This window comes from Anaerolineae bacterium (assembly GCA_016931895.1).
Classification (GTDB): domain Bacteria; phylum Chloroflexota; class Anaerolineae; order 4572-78; family J111; genus JAFGNV01.
In genome coordinates this window covers 1-19,950 of sequence record JAFGDY010000270.1, presented here as the reverse complement: position 1 = coordinate 19,950, position 19,950 = coordinate 1, and the positions used below count along the sequence as shown (strand labels likewise).

At 52.7% G+C, this 19,950-nt stretch carries 17 protein-coding genes and 1 pseudogene; 5 read left to right on the top strand and 13 right to left on the bottom strand.

The features are described 5' to 3' along the window. Positions 1–78 precede the first annotated feature (78 nt). From JW953_20720 to JW953_20705, 4 genes are all read left to right on the top strand, one after another. Positions 79–519 carry a hypothetical protein gene (locus JW953_20720; protein ID MBN1995127.1) on the top strand — a complete coding sequence of 147 codons (441 nt, stop codon included), beginning with the start codon at positions 79–81 and terminating at the stop codon, positions 517–519. Between the two features lie 256 nt (positions 520–775). Beyond that, positions 776–1,012, top strand: coding sequence for a hypothetical protein (locus JW953_20715; protein MBN1995126.1), 237 nt, complete (start codon positions 776–778; stop codon positions 1,010–1,012). A gap of 394 nt (positions 1,013–1,406) precedes the next feature. Further along, positions 1,407–2,315 (top strand): polyphosphate kinase 2, encoded by a 909-nt coding sequence (gene ppk2, locus JW953_20710; protein ID MBN1995125.1) that lies wholly within the window; start codon positions 1,407–1,409, stop codon positions 2,313–2,315. A gap of 17 nt (positions 2,316–2,332) precedes the next feature. After that, a complete protein-coding gene (locus JW953_20705; GenBank protein MBN1995124.1) occupies positions 2,333–2,746 on the top strand; it encodes an OsmC family protein in 414 nt (137 codons plus the stop codon). Between the two features lie 433 nt (positions 2,747–3,179). On the opposite strand, the gene JW953_20700 is transcribed toward JW953_20705, so the two are convergent. The 13 genes and pseudogenes from JW953_20700 to JW953_20640 form a co-directional block, all read right to left on the bottom strand. After that, positions 3,180–4,415, bottom strand: a complete 1,236-nt coding sequence (locus tag JW953_20700; GenBank protein ID MBN1995123.1) for a S8 family serine peptidase — start codon at positions 4,413–4,415, stop codon at positions 3,180–3,182. Positions 4,416–4,480: 65 nt separating this feature from the next. Next, on the bottom strand, positions 4,481–4,735 hold the full coding sequence (locus tag JW953_20695; GenBank protein MBN1995122.1) for a hypothetical protein: 255 nt from the start codon (positions 4,733–4,735) through the stop codon (positions 4,481–4,483). 238 nt (positions 4,736–4,973) lie between these two features. After that, the gene (locus JW953_20690; protein MBN1995121.1) at positions 4,974–6,284 is read right to left on the bottom strand and encodes an MFS transporter; all 1,311 of its coding nucleotides are present in this window, start codon (positions 6,282–6,284) and stop codon (positions 4,974–4,976) included. Between the two features lie 13 nt (positions 6,285–6,297). Continuing rightward, a pseudogene (locus JW953_20685) lies at positions 6,298–6,887 on the bottom strand (NAD(P)H-dependent oxidoreductase). Between the two features lie 7 nt (positions 6,888–6,894). Then, complete coding sequence (locus JW953_20680; protein ID MBN1995120.1) at positions 6,895–8,613, bottom strand: tetratricopeptide repeat protein; 1,719 nt, start codon at positions 8,611–8,613, stop codon at positions 6,895–6,897. A 7-nt stretch (positions 8,614–8,620) separates the two neighbouring features. Then, positions 8,621–9,259, bottom strand: coding sequence for a 4-vinyl reductase (locus JW953_20675; GenBank protein ID MBN1995119.1), 639 nt, complete (start codon positions 9,257–9,259; stop codon positions 8,621–8,623). 71 nt (positions 9,260–9,330) lie between these two features. Further along, positions 9,331–11,976 (bottom strand): DUF2029 domain-containing protein, encoded by a 2,646-nt coding sequence (locus JW953_20670; protein MBN1995118.1) that lies wholly within the window; start codon positions 11,974–11,976, stop codon positions 9,331–9,333. Further along, positions 11,973–12,689 carry a glycosyltransferase gene (locus JW953_20665; GenBank protein ID MBN1995117.1) on the bottom strand — a complete coding sequence of 239 codons (717 nt, stop codon included), beginning with the start codon at positions 12,687–12,689 and terminating at the stop codon, positions 11,973–11,975. The genes JW953_20670 and JW953_20665 overlap by 4 nt, the downstream gene beginning before the upstream one ends. Positions 12,690–12,786: 97 nt before the next feature. Continuing rightward, positions 12,787–13,596 carry a hypothetical protein gene (locus JW953_20660; protein ID MBN1995116.1) on the bottom strand — a complete coding sequence of 270 codons (810 nt, stop codon included), beginning with the start codon at positions 13,594–13,596 and terminating at the stop codon, positions 12,787–12,789. After that, positions 13,584–14,708 (bottom strand): DegT/DnrJ/EryC1/StrS family aminotransferase, encoded by a 1,125-nt coding sequence (locus JW953_20655; protein MBN1995115.1) that lies wholly within the window; start codon positions 14,706–14,708, stop codon positions 13,584–13,586. The genes JW953_20660 and JW953_20655 overlap by 13 nt, the downstream gene beginning before the upstream one ends. Positions 14,709–14,870: 162 nt before the next feature. Beyond that, on the bottom strand, positions 14,871–17,336 hold the full coding sequence (locus JW953_20650; GenBank protein MBN1995114.1) for a protein kinase: 2,466 nt from the start codon (positions 17,334–17,336) through the stop codon (positions 14,871–14,873). 146 nt (positions 17,337–17,482) lie between these two features. After that, positions 17,483–18,163 (bottom strand): hypothetical protein, encoded by a 681-nt coding sequence (locus tag JW953_20645; protein ID MBN1995113.1) that lies wholly within the window; start codon positions 18,161–18,163, stop codon positions 17,483–17,485. A gap of 5 nt (positions 18,164–18,168) precedes the next feature. Continuing rightward, positions 18,169–18,999: a hypothetical protein gene (locus JW953_20640; GenBank protein ID MBN1995112.1), complete on the bottom strand. Its 831-nt coding sequence runs from the start codon at positions 18,997–18,999 to the stop codon at positions 18,169–18,171. Positions 19,000–19,225: 226 nt separating this feature from the next. Here JW953_20640 and JW953_20635 point away from each other — a divergent pair, with 226 nt between their 5' ends. Next, a complete protein-coding gene (locus tag JW953_20635; protein MBN1995111.1) occupies positions 19,226–19,897 on the top strand; it encodes a protein-L-isoaspartate(D-aspartate) O-methyltransferase in 672 nt (223 codons plus the stop codon). Positions 19,898–19,950 lie beyond the last annotated feature (53 nt).

Genomic DNA, 19,950 nt, shown 5'->3' with positions numbered 1-19,950 from the left:
CAGACTATCCTGAAAATTTGGCTAATCACCTAAATCCGTAATGTGAAGATAATATTCGACTAACCAAAGGAGATCATCGTGGGTAGAGAAGAGATTTGGTGTAGTCTCAGATATATATTCAGCGAGAATTTGGATTGGGAGACATTAGGCACTGATTCAAATTTCAAAGACCGACTGTATGAGCTTATGAGACAAATGGGCATTAAAGGTGAACGTCCTAACCGGCGTGGATTTACCAACCTGAATCAAATTGATGATGCAGTTGGTGGACTATTTGTCATTGAAGCAGATATAGAACTTCTTGATTATGAACAAAGAACAGGATTCTTTACCAAAGATGATTCATCTCTTGAACACCTATTTTTTGTGTTTTTTCTTGACAATGGGGAGGTTCTTCTTCAAAACAAGCGTTTTCAACACATTGCTTCCTTGAAAATGGAAAAGGTACTTGAGGTGTTGCGAGAAACGTTACAAGATTTATTTACCCACCTGCTTGATAGATTCACTCTCGTCAGTTAAGCATATTTTGTTTCAGTTGTTTATTTTTGTGGTTGTCCTGGGATGTCAATAATAGTGACATCACTGGCGCTTTCGATATTAGCAAATTGCTTTCTGGCTGTTACGAATTATTACATAGAGAGAAATCGGGATGTAATCGAAAGAAATCTTGCTACTGAGGCGTTAGCCCAAGACTTTCGGCAACGTCAACATAAACCCTAAATTAAATTATTTATTTGTGATACAATATTTACACCTTGTATCATGGAGGAAAAGTATGGACAGTGGAATGCTTCGAGAGGAAGTTGTAACCAGAGTGCAAAGGTTGTCAATAGAAGATTTAAAAATAGTCAATGCCTTTATTGCTTTCTTAGAAGCTGGCGCAAAAGACAGCGTTGAGTCAGAGAAAAATCTAAGCAAGGCTGATCAAATTGTTATCGAGAGCTTCAAACAGAGCTGGCTAGAAGCTCAAAATGGTCAGATTCGTCCAATTGAAGAATTGGAATGGAATTAAATGACCCGCCAACGAACCATTTTTTTTACGGATGAGTTTTAGAAACAGATAAAGCGTCTTGGTAAACGTTTTCGGTCAGTCAGAAAGGATATTGAGCCAATTATTGATTTGTTGGCAGCAGGTGAAACACCGGGAGATCGTTTGCAGGGGATAAAACAATCGGTGTTTAAGGTTCGAGTGCCGAATCGAGATGCCCGCCGGGGAAAAAGAGGAGGATACCGTTTATTATATTATTTACCTTTATCCAACCGGGTGGTTCTTCTGACAATTTACAGTAAAACCGACATTTCTGATATGGCAATCGCAGAGATCATGAAGTATTTGACAACTTGGGAAGACAAAAACTGATACACACAATACAAAAAGTTATTAAACTCAACGGGGAGATAAAACAATGGCCAAAAAGAAAAAAGACAAAAAAAACAAAGAGGAAAAAGTTCAAGCAAATGAGGTGGCTGTAGCCGAAACAGGGGAAACAGATGAGTTGAGCGAAGCCTCAAGACAAAAACCCCCAAAAATCAAAAACAAAGTCTACGAGCGCGAGTTGGCCAAACTCCAGGTGGAGTTGGTTAAATTGCAGGAATGGATTAAACACAAGGGCTTGCAGGTGGTGGTTATTTTTGAAGGACGCGACACAGCCGGCAAGGGTGGCACCATCAAGCGCATTATGGAAAGAATGAATCCTCGCGTGGCCCGCGTGATGGCCCTGGGCGTGCCCACCGAGAAAGAGAAATCGCAATGGTATTTTCAACGCTACGTGGCCCATCTTCCGGCCGCAGGAGAGATGGTGCTCTGCGACCGCAGTTGGTACAACCGCGCTCTGGTTGAACACGTGATGGGTTTTTGCACCGAGGAGGAATACCAGGAGTTTTTACGCTCCTGTCCTGAATTCGAGCGGATGCTCGTTCGCTCAGGGATCATTCTCATCAAATACTGGCTCTCGGTCAGCGACGAAGAACAGGAACGCCGGTTCCAGGCGCGGATTCACGATCCGGTGCGGCGTTGGAAGCTCAGCCCAATGGATTTGGATGCGCGCACCAAGTGGGTAGAATATTCCAAGGCCAAAGATGAGATGTTTAAGTATACCGACATCAAGCAGGCTCCCTGGTATGTGGTGGAGGCGGATGTTAAAAAACATGCCCGCCTTAATCTCATCCGCCACCTGTTGAGCATAATTCCTTATGAGGATTTAACCCCGGAACCCATTGATTTGCCACCCCGCCAGGAAGACATTGGTTATGTCCGCCCGCCCATTACGGACCAAACCTTTGTGCCAGAAGTGTACGGGGCCGATACTCAATAAAGAGAAAGGAATAAATTTTGGGAACCGTAACCGTTAAATGGATTGAGTCTGTGTTGATGACCGGGGCCGACTCCAATGGCCGTCCCCTGGTGATTGGCTGGCAGCGAGACAAAGAGCCGGAGTGGACCGGCCTCAAACCGTCCGACTTATTGCTGCTGGCCGCCGCCTCTTGCACCGCCTACGACGTTGTGACGATTTTAACCAAACAACGCGAACCGTTAGCGGGGTTGGAAATCACCTGCACCGGCGAGCAACAAGCGGACCCACCCTATCAATTTACCGATATTCATTTGCACTATACGGTGAAAGGGCCGGTCAACCCCCAAAAAGTAGAGCGAGCCATTGCGCTTTCCGAAGAAAAATATTGCTCGGTAACCAACACGCTCAAAGGTTCGGTGAAAATCACCGCTGATTTTGAGGTAATTGAGTAAGTTATCCCCGCAGCAAACGTTGCCACTTGGCTTTGGGGCCAAATTCCGCCAACGGCGCGTGACTCACCATAATTCTTTGAGCCAGGGGTCGGTTAGATATTTGCGGCAATCGGCAGACCCAATTCCAGGTAAGGAGCAACAAGAATGAAACAGGACAATGTAAATCGCTTTGTAACCATGGCCGGGGATTATGATGAAATGGCTCCCTAAAGGCGATGACCTGCACGAAGTTTTCACCCTCCAGATGCAGTGGCTACAAGAGATTGGCTTTGTAAATGTAGATATATTCATAAAATATCATCTGTGGTGTATGGTGGGGGGACAAAAACCGACCGGGTTTCAGGGCCAAACCCGGTGGTTTTTGCCAGGTGAAAATTCTACACAAGCATAGCTGTTTTGCTGCTTTTGGGGCCATTAAAGCGGCAGTATAAAACTATTTTCGCTGGCCAAACAGCGCAGCCAGGCAGCCGGGTGGCTCCGAAGGGATAGGTTCTGGTGGAGGCGGTGGTTCGGGCAATGCTTCGCCAATGGTTTTGAGATAAGCCCGGTAGGCGTCTCCCCGGCCTACGCCCTGCGCATTGGGTAACGCGCCAATGTTGACTCCCCCGGCCAGCATTTGGGTTTTGACCTGTTCCGCCGTAAGCGCAGGGTTAGCCTGCAACATCAGCGCCGCCACGCCCGAAGCATGCGGTGTGGCCATGCTGGTGCCATCGCTGGCCACATAGCCTGGTTCAATTACCGCGCCCAGGCTGGTGCCGGCGGACTGAGGGGCCACAATACCCACCCCAGGAAAAACAATATCGGGCTTGACCCGGCCGTCTGCCGTAGGCCCTCGCGATGAAAAATAAGCCACCCGATCCTGATCATCAATGGCCCCCACCGTGATCACATAGCGAGCGCAACCTGGCGGGCCAATGGTTTTGGCACCAGGCCCGGCATTGCCTGCCGCCACGCACATCACCACTCCCGCTTGTAACACCGCCTCATCGCACAATACCGAAAGAGCGTCTGTGCCGTCGCAAGTGCTGGTGCCGCCCAAGGAGAGATTGATGATTTGCACCTGCTGTTCCAACACCGCCCACTCAATGCCTGCCATCACGCCGCTCATAGAGCCGCCGCCGTAAGCATCTAACACTTTGGCAATGTACAAGTGAGCTTTGGGCGCAACGCCCACGTACTTACCGTTTGACTTGCGGCCATCCCCGGCAATCGTACCGGCCACGTGCGTGCCATGGCCGTTGTCGTCGCGGGCGCTGTTACCAACAAAGTTTTTGGTAGCCATAATCCGTCCGGCAAAATCGGGATGGGTCTCGTCAATGCCGGTATCAATCACCGCCACTTTGATGCCCTCACCCTTAAACCCGGCCGCCCACACCTGGGGGGCCTGTATTCTGGAAACAGACGTATTGAGGCAGGTATGCACCGGCAGGTCGGGCCAGATTTGCTCAACATCCTCTTGTTTGCTCAGAACCTCAATGTCAGCGGCGGTAACTTTCAGCGCCTCGCCGGGAAACAGGTTGAACCGTTGTTCAATTTTAGGTGAGCCGGACAATACCGCTTGAGCGCTGAACATCCCCTTTTTATGACGCACAATGATCGGGATTTGCTCCTGGTTAGCCACTGAGTTCATTTGAGTCTGTAATTCTGAAGTGATTTTTTTAACCGCCATTTTCTCTCCTTGGCAAATAGGAAATATCAAATGGACAAACGGCAAACTTGCAGCCTGCCACTCTGCTACATTGTCTTTACCGGCGCATCCAACTCTATCGAAACCACCCAACTCTGAGTCAGCAATTTCAGGGCAGCCTGGCCTGAGCCGGAAACCGCCACCCCTGGCGACAGCCGGAATTGCTGCTTTACCTGGAATCCTGCGGCGGTCAGCCATTCCAGATGAGGAGTGGCCTCTCCTGCGGTGCGCACAATCAAATCAACAGTTCGGTTAGGCATTGCTTTGAGCTGCTGCTCCAGCTCGGGGCTGATTTTGGACATGGTCGCCTCTCTGGAAAATTGTGACATTGGACCAACGCTTTAACATTTCCAGAACATTATACCTTGTTCAGAAAAATTAGGGAAGCAATTGTCACAAACCTACGAACCACTGATGATGTCCCCCTCGAAATCAGCGATTGAGCGACTTGGCAAATTGCGGCCATTTGCTCGTCGTTCGTCCTTCGTCATTCACCGGCGATACAAGAGTCATTAAGCTTGAACGGTGAGAGACCGCAATTCACAATTCTTTTTGGGGTATCTGCAACGCCACCACGCTGCTACCCAGAAAAAACAGAGCAGCGATCCCAAAAACAATCAGGTAGCCCAAGGTTGCCGTGCCCGTGAGTTGGTTGATCCCATCAATCAACGGACCACCCAGCCGTCCACCCATGCTACCTATCACCGTGGCCCCGTTGGCCAGGCCCAGGTAGAGCGCGCCTTCGGTTTTGGGAACCAGATCGGTGGCTAAAGCCCAACTGCTACTGGCAAAAATACCCGCTCCTATGGCAATCAGTCCCCCGGCCACAAACAGCAAATCAAGTTCACGGGCAAATAACAAAAGCGTTGCGCCCCCGGCAGCCATCCCTCCGGCCAATAACAGCAAAGGGTGACGGCCGGTCCGGTCGGCGATGGCCCCGGCAGGTAAGGCCAGCCCAAAAATCCCAAAACCCAGAATCAAAAAAAACCGGCTGCTCAATAACTGCGCTTCGGCCGGCGAGAACAACAGCACGTCTTCCAAATAATTCAGCATGAACGTGCGGACGGCAATGGCTGCCGACCAAAAGAGGAAACGGTTAAGCATCCACCAGGCAAAGCCGGGTACGCCTCGAATCACTTGATAAACCCGATGAGGGCTGGCCAATAAAGGAACATTATTTGGCTCTTTAGCCCTATGTTGAGCTGTTGATGTGTTTATTTGTCCATGCGTCCATTTGGATAGGGTATAAAGCGTTACCAGCAAAATACCCCAGAAGAGGCCCATGGCCATAAGGGGGGCCGTCCACAAATGCCCTCTGGATAGGCTGACCCCTACCACGGCCACCCCGGAAACTACGCCCATCAACTCTAGCAAGGTCTTGATCCCGGCGGCTTTACCTCGCTGCGCTTCGGGCACATGGTCGGGAATGAGGGCCTGCCAGGGTCCCTGCATGGTGTTGGAAAAGGCCGCCATCGTCATGGCGGCTATGATCAACAGCCAAAAGTTATCCGTTGCCGCCACCAAAACCAAGCTCAACGTCATACCCAGCACGCCGCTGGCCAAATAGGGCGCTCGCCGGCCCCAGCGACTGCGCGTGCGATCGCTCCACCGGCCCACCAGCGGCTGCGTTACCAGGGCCACTACCAGAGACATAATGGTGATGAAACTGAGGGCCGTATTTTTGAGCCAGGGGGGAGCCAGCAGCCGCACCTTTTCGGCATAGATAAAGGGATCCAAGATGTTGATGAGAAAGCCTAAACCCAAACCAAAGAGGCCGACTACAATTAAAAAAGGGATATTACGAGTCTTTGGAGTGAGTGCCGGGGAGGAGAGGTCAGGGGAAGGTTTCAATTTTATCAATCCCTTAACCTGGAAAATATTGACCCACTGTTTCCCGGACTTCCTGTAACCATTGGGCGCGTTGCGCCGCCGAACTGGTAACTACCACGCCAAACATTTTCCGGTAAACTGTCTTCACCCCGCACAGGTTAAAAATGCAGTTTTTCCACAGCAATTCCAGGGGGTCGCCAAACACCGCTTGCTCCCGCTGGCAGGGGGTGTTAGAGGTATTGAAGACAAGGGCGGCAGTAGCTTTGAGAAGGCCAACCGGCACACCTTCTCCTTGATCGCCCTCCAGGAACTTATAGGCCACCCCTGGCCGCAGCACCCGGTCCACCCACCCTTTTAAAATCGCCGGAGGTTGCCCCCACCAATTGGGGTGAACAATGACGAGGCCATCGGCAGAGGCTATCTCCAGGCAGTGTTGTTCTAGCTCTGGGGATAAGGCTACTTAGGAATTTCCTCAGCGGGCAGCAGAGGATCAAACTTTTCCGCATAAAGGTCGTGAAAAGTAATCTCATGTTTGTTCTGCCGGAGGACAACCAGGGCTGCGTGGGCAATGGCATGGTTGAAACTTTGGGCGTGAGGATGAGCCAGAATTACGGATACTCTCATTATCACCTTATTCTCGCGTGAGGAAATCCAGAGGCGTGGCCGGCATAAGCATGCTGCGGGCCACGCTCAGGCGTTTGGGGTGAATAGCCGAGGTTTGCGTAATAATGCGGGTATAATCCTCTGCAGCCAACTCTTCATCACCAATAGCAGCGTAAGAGTCGCCCCGGTTTTCATAGGCATAACGATGTTCCGGGTTCAGGTCAACCACTTTGCCGTAGTCGGCAATGGCCTTTTTATGCTCCTGCAACTCCCGGTACACATTGGCCCGATTGTAATAGGCATACACGTAATCCGGGTTCAGGTCAATAGCCTGAGTAAAGTCGGCCAGGGCCAAATCATTATTTTTGAGTTCACTATGGGCTACACCTCGGTTAACATACGCAGCCACAAAGTCTGGGTCCAGGGCAATCGCCTGGCTGTAATTGGCAACGGCTTCCTGGTATTGGCTCATCCACAGGTACGTATTGCCCCGGTTGAAAAAGGCATATACATTCCGGGGAGACAAGACCAGGGATTGCTCGTAATCGGCCAACGCCCGGTCATAATCACGCAAGCCGGTATAGGCAATGCCTCGATTGGTATAGGCCGCCACAAAATCCGGGGCCAGCGTCTGAGCCTGGTTACAATCCAGCACCGCCTGGCCATAATTACCCATCAATAAATGGGCCGTGCTACGATTGACATAAGCTTCGGCATATTGGGGGTCAAACCGAATGGCTTTGCTGTAATCCACAATAGCCTGTTCGTAGTTTCTGGTGCTAACGTGGGCCAGGCCGCGTTTGTTATAAGCCCGCGAGTCCAGTACGGTCAACTCGTCCGTGTCGGGGGAAACTGGGGTAGTATTGATGCTCAGGGTTCTGAGAGTAGCGGCAAACTCCGCCGCATCCTTGAAGCGATGCACCTTGTCTTTTGACATCGCCCTTTCCACCACCCCGGCCAGCGCCCCAACCTCACGCCACAGGGTTTTCAAACCGGCCGGCATCTCCTCACAGATAGCCTGTTCCAACAGCTCATATAGTTTAGCTTGGGATCGAAATTGACTGGTGCCCCCCTGTGTGATGGCCCGCGCTTCTAGCGCGTCCAGGTCAATGTAATGTTGGCCGGATAGCATATAGTACAGCATTTCACCAATCTGGTAAACATCGCTGCGGGCGTCCAACTTTTCGCCGCGCACCTGCTCCGGCGAGCTGTAAAGCAGGGTACTGGGTTGAAAACCGGCCTGGGTCAGAACCAGTCCGCCAGCGGTTTCCGGTACATGAGCAATGCCAAAATCAATAATTTTTGGGCGACCATCAGTGGTGAGCAGGATATTTTCCCCTTTAATGTCCCGGTGCAAAATACCCTTGTCATGAAATTTGGCTAACCCTTCGCAAATGCCGACGGTCAGATTTACAGCCTGCTCTACCGGCAAATGGCCCTGTTTGTTGAGCAACTGGCGCAGGCTGCCGCCGGGCAAATACTCCATAATCATGTAAAACTTCTTGTCTTCTATCCGCAAAGCGTAAATGGTGACCACGTTGGGATGAGCCAGGGTCGCCGCCACTCGCGCTTCTTGAATGAAACGCTTCACAGAACTCTCATCTTTGATCCGGTTCAAGAGGAGTTGTTTGATGGCCACATGGCGGTCCAAATGCCGGTCTCGCGCTTCAAAAACCGTGGCAAAACCACCCTGCCCCAATTGGCGAATAATCTCGTATTCAAATATTTTTTGGCCGGGTGCAAGCATTGTTTTCCTAACCTTGCGAGTCACTTAACGGTTCTTTGGCGATATGAAAAACACAATTTTCGTCGCCGGCGGCGTGGCAGGTCACTTCTTCAACTTGAAAGGATTTGCCGCCGCTGACCCATTTTAAGCCTTCTTCAATAACGCCAACGGCTGTGTAACAGATGGGTCTCTGGCTGCTTCTATCCCAACAGACCGGGCATTTATGGATGGTATAAATAAAATAATCATCGGCTTCATCAAGGCTGGTCAGTTGGTCGCTGAATTTGGTAAATGTTTCGGCCATGGCCTTTAGCCCCACTTTCAGTTTGGCCCTCAGCGGAATACTTTTGAAGGCAAGTTCCCCCACCCCCAGCAGAGGGCCAAACTCGGCCAGACCTTCGGCAAAACCGGCCCGGCCGGCGTGGATCAGCAAGCCCCGCCCACCGCGACCATAGATCTGATCAACCGCGCCGTTAAGCGCGGAGAAATAGGCAAAGTCAAATTCTTTAGCAAAGTTATTGGGTGGGGGATAATATTTTAGCGGCACGCCGGCCACGTCAAAAACAGTTTTCATAGCCGCCGGGCCAATGGTTTGCTCAATAGAGGTGACAAAGATGTAGACGATTTTATTGTGATAATAGAGCTTGCTCTCTTTAACCGCCGCCATGCCTGTCTCGCTGTAAATTGGATGTTAAGGCATTGTACCATTTATTTGCAAGCTAAACAATGTTGCTTACGTTAAGGCAGCGATATTGTCTCCAGCGGCGCACTCTGGTTAGGATAACTAAGGCCATTAGGGGCAAAGGCGGGTAAGCGCCCGCCAAAATCATTATAGAGGCCGGTGGTGAGGGTATAATTGCCGGGAGGTAGGCCAGGGGGGAGTTCAATCCGATGGGGGTCAATTTGCACGGCGTCTACAGGCCAAGTGGTGGTGGGAGCAGTGCCACGGCGAGGAACACTATCATCACCGACAATCCATTGGCCGTTGGCATCCAGCAGGTGGGTAAAAACCTTCAAGTCTTGGGTTTGCGGGTTGCGCGCCCGCCAAAAGAGGGTAACGTTCACGGCCCCGGATTCAACCTCAAGTTGGTAAGTCAGAAGTTCGATGCCGCCGGTGAAACGGGCCAGAGTCAGACAGGTCAGATTCGAATTGGCGGGAAACCTGTAAAGAGAAACCTGGCCCAGTTCCTCAAAATAATAGGTTTCAACACTGCGACCTTTTTTGGCAGCCCGGCTACTCAATACTTGCCCCTGGGGGCCGGTCGGCAGTATCCAGGCTGTGCCGGAGTCGGGTAATAGCTCACTGAGAGGGGGGAAATCGCCGGCATCAGGCGCGCCTACCACCAGTTGCAGGTCAAAATTATGGTGCAGATAGGGATAAAGTTCGCGGTAGGTAGCCTGGTCGCTCAAATACAATCGTTGCGAGTCTGGCCCGGCCAGACAACTGGCCAGACTGCCAATATTTTGGGCCTGGGCGTTCATAAAACCCGCAAACGTCTCCACCGGGCTGTTGGTCAGCCGGTTATCGGCGTAGGCACGGAGCATCAGCGGCGTTAACCCCAGCAGCGCCAGGAGCGACAAACTCCCCAGAACCAGGGGCGCATATTGGCGGGGTTTGAGCAGAAAGGCCAGGCGCGGGACCATGCTCCAAATCATCAAAGCAAATTCCACAGCCAAAACCAGCAGCACCATGAAGCGCGTAACAACTATAAAGGTTAACAACCACGTGGTCTGGGGCAGCATCACAAAATAAATTGGCTGTTCCAAAATATTAAGGCCGGTGAGAACGAAGGCATAAACGACTCCCCGGCCATCAGGAAACATGAGCAAGATGAAGGGCAATAAATAAACCAGGAATTGGGGACTATAGCCTTTGTTATAGAGTATAAAAATGGCGACGGTCAGGCCGCTGAAAGCCAGCACGTTGCGCGGCTGGCTGTAATCGGCGGGGCGGGTGAAGAGGAAGGCGTATATGCCGGCAAAAACAAGGGTGATGAGCCACCAGATAGACCAGGGCAGCGTGCCATTGTGAACGGCAAAGTTGGTTTCAGCCGGATTCAGCCGATCGCCATTGACCAGGCCAAAGCCATAGTAGCCATCCATTACCGCCCACACGGTTTCCCAGGAAGAACGCCCCAGGATGGAACGCAGCGAGGCCAGCACCCATTCCGGCCCGGCAATGAGGAATGGGCTGAATAACAGTAAAATGGTCAGACCAAAAACAACACTGTAAAGGCCAATTTCAATACTGGCCTCGCGTTTATTGCCTTGATATTGATACCAGAGGCGGCGCAAGGCCACCGGCAGCATCACCACCGGAATGATTTTTACCATAAAGCCCACGCCCGCCGAAATAGCCGAAAGAAGACGGCGCTCGGACAGCAGCAGGTCAAGGGTCAGCAACATAAAAAATAGGGCTGCGCCATCAAAGAAGCCGAGCATAGCATAAACAGGCGGGAACAGTCCGGCGTAAAGCCATAAGACCCGTTTCAGGGTGTCGGCCGAGGGGAAAAGGCGGCGGGCCAGCCGGTAAATCAAAACAAAGTTACCTACTTCAAACAGCACAAACACCGCGCCTAAAATCAACACAAACCAGAGCCGGGGATCGTCCGGCCAGGGCGGCAGCAGCAGCGATAATTTATAGACCCCCACCATAAGCCAGGGCATCAGGGGCGGCCATTCCAGCCAAAAGTGCAGAAAAGGATAAAGGCCATAATCCGTTAAACCCGCAATGCCGTAATAGGTATCAAAATCAGACCAGTCCCGAATGAAACCGCCGGGTTTTAATAAAAACAAGGTCAGCAGGCGGAAGGTTAAAAACAGGGCCAACAAGAGCCAGAAATCGCTCCCGATGGCTGAGGAGGCGGGCGCAGGTGGGGCAAAGGGTATTTCTTTTTTGGTTTCCGGTGAGGTTGACTCGGCAGAGCCGGCAGTTACTTCGGTGGAAACAGCGTTTATGGCAAAACGAATGATTTTTTGGGGAAAGGAGACGGCAGGCTCCGGCAGTCTATCAAATTCTACATCGGCGGGCGCGCCCTGCTGGCCGGCGGTAAAAAGGGCTTCCTGGATGTCGTCTACCGGGCCGGGGCGAGGGCCTTCGTCAACATCCGGCACGGGTTCGGGCAGCTCGTCAAAATCTACCTCGGTTGGCTCGCCGTGCCGGGCGGCTTCCACCAAAGCGCCCTGAATGTCGTCTACCGGCCGGGCCAGCGGCGCATCATCCACTTCAGGCAAGGGACCGCCTGATTCCGGGGCGTCGTAAGGGGCCATGGGCCGGGTTTTGCCCTGGCCAGAGCCTGACCCGGTTTGGGCCACCCTCTGCTCATTGTCTTGTTGGTCTTGCTCTGATCCTTGAGCGGGGGGGGTCTTTTGCTCTTGGCTCATCGCATTCTCCCTGTCCATAATTTGAGGCGCAGCGCCAGGAGGGCGCGAGTGTATTGCATAAGAATTGATAAAAATTGGGTTTTGCTGTGTCCATGCAGGCGCAGGCGGTAAAACACCGGAATTTCCAGCATGTGGTACCCCCGTTTGTGGGCCACCATGAGCAGCCGGATAAAGTAGTCGCCATAGCCGTAATAAATCTGGTCCAGGTCCAGCGCGTTTAGCTTATCGCGGTAAATGGAAAAGAAGCCGCTGAGATTGTCGTGGACGGGTGTGCCAAAGAGCAGGCGGATGCCGTAATTATAGATGAGGCTGGAAAATTGGCGAAACCGATCTTCCATGCCGCCGGCCATTACAAAACGGGAGCCAATGATGAGATCGTAATATTCTAAAAATTTGATCATCTGAGGGATAATGGCCGGGTCGTGGTTAAAGTCGGTATCCATGAACACCAGGATGTCACCCCCCGAATGGTCAATGCCGTAGCGAATGGCCGTTGCCAGGCCGCGTTCTGCGGTCCGCACAAAAAGTTTGACCTGCCCGTTGCCATCAAAATTCTGCCGCACAATCTCGGCCGTGCCGTCGGGGCTGTTGTCGTCAACCACTACAATGTCAAAATCCAGATCAAGCGGGGCCAGGGTGGCAAAGATGGCCCGGATGAGTTCAACGATGTTGTCTTTTTCTTTGTAGGTTGGCAGGATGATGGATGTTTTCATGGTGTTTGGGAGTGGGGATTTAGGAATTGGAGGTTAGGAATTAGGTGAGGGTTTGCCCCTTAGTATTATTTGAACCTTACTCCCTGTTCCCTTCTGCTTACATGTACTTCCATAATTCAAAAATAGTGCCGTATTTGCCCCCCTGTTGGCGGAAGCGGCGCTGGTCGGCGGGTTTGGGCAGGGAGTAGTAGGAGGCCTGGCTGTTATCCTGAGAGAGGCGGGGAGGATTGCCCGCCGCCACCAAGTTGACGGCCTTGACCAGCATGTCGGCCCCTACCACCGCACTTTTGTATTGCAACGAGGTCAATGTGCCGGTGGGGTCAATGGCAATTTTTTCTTGCAGCAGCAAATCGCCGGTATCAAATTTTTCATCTACCCAATGGATAGTCACGCCGCTTTCCTTTTCGCCGTTAGCCACCGCCCAAAAATAGGGCCACAGCCCCCGGTTACGCGGCAGCAACGCCGGATGAATGTTGAGCGTGCCCTGCGAGGGCAGGTTGATGAGGTTGCGTTTGATGAGTTGGTTCAGGTAGATAGAGATGACCAGGTCGGGCTGCCAGCTTTTAATTTTGGCCATTGTTTCAGGGCTGTTAACGTTTGTTGAGCCAGCCACGGGCACGCGGTATAACGCCCGCATATCGCGCAGCGAGTGTATTTTTGGTTGGCGCCCAATCAAGCGAAAGATAATGGCCGTGGCCCGGCTCTGAAAAAGCTCTAATGCCTTGCGGCCCACAAAACGCAGGCCGGTTTGTTTTAACAAATAGAGCAATCCCGCCGGCAGGCTTTTGCCGTAAATCAGGCAATCGGAGCGCACAATGCCCACCACCTGGCCCGGAAACTCCCGGAGCAGGCGTTCGGTCATCATGTTTGAAAAAAGACTTTCGTAGGTAAGAATTACGATGCGCATAGGCTCATCAACGTATCACAAATATAGTCAATTTGGGCAGGGGTAAGGGTGGCGCTGGAAGGCAGGTTCAGCCCTTTGCGCCCCAGTTCTTCAGCTACGGGCAAGGATTGGCCGGTGTTATACATAGGCAAGGTATGCACCGGGCAGAAAAAAGGGCGCGTTTCAATACCGGCTTCGCGTAATTTAAGTTGTACTTCATCCCGGCTCAGGCCAAATTCATCCTCCACAATCACGGAATACATCCAGTACACGTTTTCCGCCCAGGGCTTTTCCACGGGCAGAGTCAGACCAGGAACACCGGCCAGACGATGGTTGTAATGGGCGGCGTTGCGGCGACGAAGGGTGATCATCTGGTCAATCCGTTCCAGTTGGGCCACGCCAATGGCGGCCTGCACATTGGTCATACGGTAGTTGTAACCCACTTCGGGATGATAGTAGGGATCATGACTGTACCGCCCCTGGTTTTCCAGAAAAAAGGCCCGCTCGGCCCAGGCCTGGTTATTGGTGATCACAATGCCGCCTTCGCCGGTGGTGATGATTTTGTTGCCGTAAAAGCTAAAAACGGCCGCATCACTCAAGCCCCCCACCCGCCGGTCCCGGTAACGCGCGCCGTGGGCTTCGGCGGCGTCTTCCAGCAGGAACAGGCCGTGTTTGGCGGCCAGGGCCTGGAGCGGCTCCATGTCAACGGGGTGCCCATACAGGTGGACGGCGATGATGGCTTTGGTGTCAGGCGTGATGGCCTCGGCCACCAGGGAGGGGTCAATATTCCACGTGTCTCGTTGGGAATCCACAAAAACAGGGTTGGCCCCGGTGTAACGCACGGCATTGGCCGTAGCCACATAGGTCAGGCTGGGCATGATTATCTCATCGCCGGGACCCAGGTTGAGGGTGGCTGCCAACAGGTGTAAAGCCACGGTGCCATTAAAAGTAGCCACGCCGTAGCGCGCGCCACAATACTCGGCAAAACCACTTTCAAAGGCGCGTACATACTCACCCAACGAGGAAATCCAGCCGCTTCTGAGGCAATCGGCCACGTATTCCAATTCTTTGTCCCCCAACAACGGCTCGGCCACGGGAATGAAGGGTTGTTTTTTTGGCAAGTTGCTCCCCATAAAAAAGGGAGACGTTTAGCGGCGTCTCCCTACCGCAAGATAACGTGTCAACAAAGTTGACGTGTCAACAAAGTTGACGTGTCAACAAAGTTGACGTGGGAAAAGGAGGCTGAATCATAACGCTAATGGGCATAAAAGTCAAAGTAGAATTGTTGATTGCCTTTACTTCAAACTCCAACTTCCGCCCCCGTCCACACTCTTGTAAAGCCCGCCGCCGGTGGCGGCCAAAACAATATTGGGATTGGTAGGATGAACGGCCATAGATTTAACGTAATGGGGAAAACCTGTAGCCCCATTAACACTTAAACCATTGTTGATGTCTTCCCAACTTTTGCCGCCATCGGCGCTTTTGAAGATGCCCTTGGCAAAACGGTCTTCCTCGTAGCCGCTGCCTGTGTAAACAATGCTGGGGTTACTGGGCGCGTAGGTAATGGCCGAATAGGCTGAGTCGGCTCCGCCAAAAATCAAACCATTGCTCACCGAGGTAAAATCACCGCCGTTCTCCGTTTTAATAATTCCCGCATCGTAGGAGTTGATGCCTACCAGGTAAACGTCTTTTTGGGTGGGGTGGGCGGCCATGCCAAATACGCCCTCGCCCACGCCATAGGCCAGCGGAATGAAATTGCGGCCAGAATCAACAGACTTGTAGATTGAGCCAAAAAAGCCGCCCACGTAAACCGTGTCGTGATTGAAGAGGTCTATCACAATGTGGGTCAACCTGCCGCCAACCAGGCCCCGGCCATACCCGTCAGACACCCAAGTCTGGCCGCCGTCGGTGGACACCACCAGAGTCGCTCCAATGCCGCCATAGAGCAGATTGGGGTTTGCCGGGTCAACCGTCACCACATCTACCACCCGGTTGGCCGTACTCAAACCGCTGCCGTAGGCTTGCCAATTGTTGCCGCCATCGGTTGATTTGAGCACAGCGTTCCACGAGGGCGCATAGAAGGTGGCCGGGTTGTGAGGGTCAATGACAAAAGCGGTCAGGCCCGAACCATCCAGCTCCATTCTGGTCCAGGGGCCGTCGCCGCCGTTGGTGCTCTTGTAGATGCCGTCCGCCTTCACCAGGGCGTATACTTCCTGGGGATTCTGGAGATTGATGTCCACGTCAATGACTTCCCGAACCCCGATCTGGGCAACGGATTGCTCAGATTTAAGTGGAACCAGGGTAGGGCCGCTAACGACTTTACGGGTTGGCGTCGGTTCTGTGGCGGCAATGTTGGTGGGGGTGGAGGTGGAGGTGGGAGTTGTTTCTGTGGTGGGGGTAGCCGGGGCCGGTTGGGGAGTGGGGGTAAGGGTTGGGGTGGAGGTCGGGGTGTCAACGGCTATATTTTCTGCAGCCATAGCTGTTTCGGTCAGGCCCGCTTCAACCACAGCCGTGGCTTCCTGTTGGGCCTGGCGGGTGTTTTGGGTATCAAGTTCAGCCTGCGCCGTCTGTTGTTCGGTTTCAGCCTGGGTTGTTAGTTGAGCGATGGCGGCAACGGTTTCTTCCGGTTGTCCTTCGGCGGGCAGAGGGCTGGGCGCAGGAGTAGCATTTGAGAAGGTTAACACCCCCGAACTGTACAGGATATAACCGGCCGCAACCACTGCCCCCAATAAAATGAATACCGCCACAACTATTGGAATCAACACGAACCAGGCCGATTTTTGGCGCGGCGGGGTCGAAATCACCCCTGGCGGTGGAGAGGTAGGGGAAGGAGTCGGCGGCGCCAGCGGGGGGGGAGGAAGCGGGCCTGGGGGCATAGGGGGAGCGACCGTGGCGCCCACCATTGTATCTTCTTTATCCTGCGCCGGGGTGGTAATTCCGGTTAAAGTATATGAGCCGGCAATGGTTTCCAATTCCTTTTGCCAGGCGGCCACCGATTCCGGCCGGTCGGCCGGTTTTACCTGCATGGCGTGCACAATGGCCTCAGAAACATGGTGGCTCAACCTGGCATTCACCTCATCCGGCGGCTGGAATTTGCTTCCCCCCACCATCAGGCTAACGCTGTCCGGCGGTTTTTTACCCGTGAGCACAGCATAGAGTGTGGCCCCCAAAGAGTAAATATCAGAGGCAGGGGTGGTGCCCAAACCGCTGTATTGCTCCGGCGGCGAAAAACCCGGCGTCACCCCTTGCGCCCCGGTTTGGGTGCGGCTCCCGGCTGCCCCTTCTTTGGCAATGCCAAAGTCTACCAATACCGCCCGGCCATCAGGGGTAATTTTTATATTTTGGGGTTTGATGTCGCGGTGGATAATAGGCGGGGTTTGCCGGTGCAGGTAGTTGACGGCCTCGCCCACCTGCTGAATATAATTGATGGCCTGGGCTTCTTCCAGGGGATGTCCCTGCTTTTTGACAATCTGCCACAGATTCTCGCCTTCAATAAAATCCATCACCAGGTATTGTTGACCCTCAAAGCTAAAGTGATGGGTCACCCGGGGCAGGGCCGGATGGCGCAGGCGGGCCAGGATCAGGGCTTCTCGCTTGAATTGGTTGATGGCCTGGGGAGTTTGAAAAAAATTCTCCTTGATCGCCACCGGCGTGCTCAAGTTGGTGTCAAAAGCCCGGTAAATGGCCCCCATTCCGCCGTGCGCCAGCAATCCGTCAATGCGATAACGATTTTCTAAAATGGTATCTTCTGGAAGAGGCATTGGGTCATTCTCCCTCTCATCCATAAAACGTTTCGCTGGCTATTATAACATATTCTCAAGTTAAGAGATAATAAACAAGGCGTTCCCGCCGCCGGGGAACGCCTTGTTTATTTGTTTTGCCGGAACACAGATTCAAGCCCCACGCTTTAACCCAGGAAAAGGGTTATCACCTCCCAATTGGACCACAGGTCATAAAGGCCAATACCCACCAGCAGTAAACCGCCAATCAGGTTAATGAGCCGGGCGTGCAAAGCAAATTGGCGCGTAATCCAACGTTGCCAGGCCCCCGACAAAAAGGAGAGGAGCAATAGGGGCAAGCCAAAGCCCAAACCAAACCACAAGAAAACGGACAGTTGGCCAACCGCTTCACCCACCGAGAGCGATAGAGCAAAAATGCCCACCACCAGCGGCCCGGAGCAAGGCAGAGCGATGGGGCCATACAACAAACCGTACACAAAAGCATTGATATACGGATGCGAAAGAACCGGCACCTGCAACTGCGGCAATTTTTTGAACGGGTTATAATTGAGCAGCAGCAGAACGCCCAGGGCAATGATCAAAAAGTCGGCCAGGGGAATCACCACCGAGAGCGCCTGCCCCACCGAAAGCGACAGCGCGGCAATAACAAAACCCAGGGCTAACATCATCGCCAGCACGCCCGCCAGCACAAAAAAACCCAAAAAATAACGCCCGTACTGGCGGCCGGACACCGCCGTTTGTCCCCCGCTCAAATAAGCCAGGTAGCCAGGATAGAGCGGCAAAACGCAGGGGCTGGTGGTAGCCAACAGCCCCAAAGAGATAGAAGTAACGATGGCGTTAAGGTCCATTGCGGTTATCCTTCATTCAAAAAAGGCTCTAACGCTTCTTTTAGCGTTTGCGCGTCCTTGATGCCAAAAGGCAGGGGATGCGCTTCACCCTGGCGATCAATGATCAGCATGGGCGTGGCCGGTGGGTTCAGAAATTGAGGGCCATATAGTTGGCCAATCTCGCGGGCCACTTCAGGCGAGGCCACCACGTAAATCCAGTCAAAGCCGTTCTTATCCGTATGCGCCTTCAGCTTGGCCGCATCTTCATTGAGGTCAATATCCACCCCCACGCTCACAAAATCATCGCGCTCGCCCACTAGCTGGTGAAGAGCGGCTACCTCTTGCTGCTGTTTCAAACAATTGCTGCACCAAACGGCCAGTGTTTCTACCAGCACCACCTTATCTTGCAGATCAGCCATGCTGAACGTTTCGCCGGTATTGACGTTGGTCAGTTCGGCCTTGAACCAGGCCGGCCCCATCATCTCCTGCTCTTCAGCCTCGTCCTGACCCATCATTTCGTCCATCGCTTCTTCTGTGGCCATAGCCCCCTCGCTATGTTCCGACATAGCGGTTTCGCCGGTTGTGTCATCATCAGACATCATCTCTTCAGACATCATCTCATCGGCTGAAGTATCTTTTTCAACCATCATCGCTTCATCGCCGGCTGGCTTTTCTTCCATCATCATTTCGTCGGCCGCTTCTTCTTTTGCCATCATTGCCTCATCGGTTTCGGCCATTGATTCACCAGCCGCAGCAGGCTGCTCAACGGTTGTGGGCGAGTTTGTCCCGGCACAAGCGCCAACAAACACCCCAATGACTACAGCCAATAACCATATTCTCAAGATTTTTCCAAACATAATTGCCTCCTTATTCATACTAATGTTTGGTGACAATCACCTAAAGAGTAACTGTCACCGAAGGGTTAATTCATCAAACTGGGTTCAGTATGACCAAAAATCCTTACAAGTTACTTAAGGAATTCTTACAGATTTCTTACATTTTGGACGTTTGCTTGAGAAGAGTTTACCTGCCTTGCTATTCGGCGTAGAGTGTGATTTAATATACAGGAGAGGCAAGCGATTTATGTTCAATAGACACCTTGAGCCAGATGAGGCCCGGGCCTTGATGGTCAAAAAGCAATTGGCCGCCCGCTCCATCACCGACCCCCGGGTTTTAACCGTGATGGGCCAGATTCCCCGTCATCTTTTTGTTGACGAAGATTTACAGGATGCGGCTTATAGAGATAGTCCCCTGGCCATTGGCTATGGCCAGACGATTTCCCAGCCCTACATTGTGGCTTTTATGACCCAGGAGTTATTGCTGCCGGAAGATGGCCGGGCCGTGGTTTTGGAAGTTGGCACCGGCTCCGGCTACCAGACCGCTATTTTGAGCCGGTTGGCGGCCAGGGTGTACAGCATAGAACGCATTGAGGCGCTGGCCAAAAGGGCGCAACGCCTCTTGCATGAGCTTGATATTCACAACGTGGCCATAAAAGTTGGCGACGGCGGTTATGGTTGGCCGGAACACAGCCCCTACGACGCCATTATTGCCACTGCCGCCGCGCCGGATATTCCCCCGCCCCTGATTGACCAACTGAAAGATGGGGGCAGGCTGGTTGCGCCGATTGGCCCTAAATGGCAACAAGAGTTGATCCGCTTACAATGGAAGGGCGATGAAATTGTGCGGGAAAGATTAGCCCCGGTAGCCTTTGTGCCCCTTATTGGCGAGCACGGCTGGGCAGAGGATGAGTATTGAACAGGGTAACAAGGTAGCAGGGTAACAAGGTAGCAGGGTAACAAGGTAGCAGG

Excerpts from the sequence above, each read along its gene's own strand:
- JW953_20715 (MBN1995126.1), top strand. The coding sequence starts at position 776 with ATGGACAGTGGAATGCTTCGAGAGGAAGTTGTAACCAGAGTGCAAAGG.
- ppk2 (MBN1995125.1), top strand. The coding sequence starts at position 1,407 with ATGGCCAAAAAGAAAAAAGACAAAAAAAACAAAGAGGAAAAAGTTCAA.
- JW953_20700 (MBN1995123.1), bottom strand. The coding sequence starts at position 4,415 with ATGGCGGTTAAAAAAATCACTTCAGAATTACAGACTCAAATGAACTCA.
- JW953_20695 (MBN1995122.1), bottom strand. The coding sequence starts at position 4,735 with ATGTCCAAAATCAGCCCCGAGCTGGAGCAGCAGCTCAAAGCAATGCCT.
- JW953_20680 (MBN1995120.1), bottom strand. The coding sequence starts at position 8,613 with ATGCTTGCACCCGGCCAAAAAATATTTGAATACGAGATTATTCGCCAA.
- JW953_20675 (MBN1995119.1), bottom strand. The coding sequence starts at position 9,259 with ATGGCGGCGGTTAAAGAGAGCAAGCTCTATTATCACAATAAAATCGTC.
- JW953_20670 (MBN1995118.1), bottom strand. The coding sequence starts at position 11,976 with ATGAGCCAAGAGCAAAAGACCCCCCCCGCTCAAGGATCAGAGCAAGAC.
- JW953_20665 (MBN1995117.1), bottom strand. The coding sequence starts at position 12,689 with ATGAAAACATCCATCATCCTGCCAACCTACAAAGAAAAAGACAACATC.
- JW953_20660 (MBN1995116.1), bottom strand. The coding sequence starts at position 13,596 with ATGCGCATCGTAATTCTTACCTACGAAAGTCTTTTTTCAAACATGATG.
- JW953_20655 (MBN1995115.1), bottom strand. The coding sequence starts at position 14,708 with ATGGGGAGCAACTTGCCAAAAAAACAACCCTTCATTCCCGTGGCCGAG.
- JW953_20650 (MBN1995114.1), bottom strand. The coding sequence starts at position 17,336 with ATGCCTCTTCCAGAAGATACCATTTTAGAAAATCGTTATCGCATTGAC.
- JW953_20645 (MBN1995113.1), bottom strand. The coding sequence starts at position 18,163 with ATGGACCTTAACGCCATCGTTACTTCTATCTCTTTGGGGCTGTTGGCT.
- JW953_20640 (MBN1995112.1), bottom strand. The coding sequence starts at position 18,999 with ATGTTTGGAAAAATCTTGAGAATATGGTTATTGGCTGTAGTCATTGGG.
- JW953_20635 (MBN1995111.1), top strand. The coding sequence starts at position 19,226 with ATGTTCAATAGACACCTTGAGCCAGATGAGGCCCGGGCCTTGATGGTC.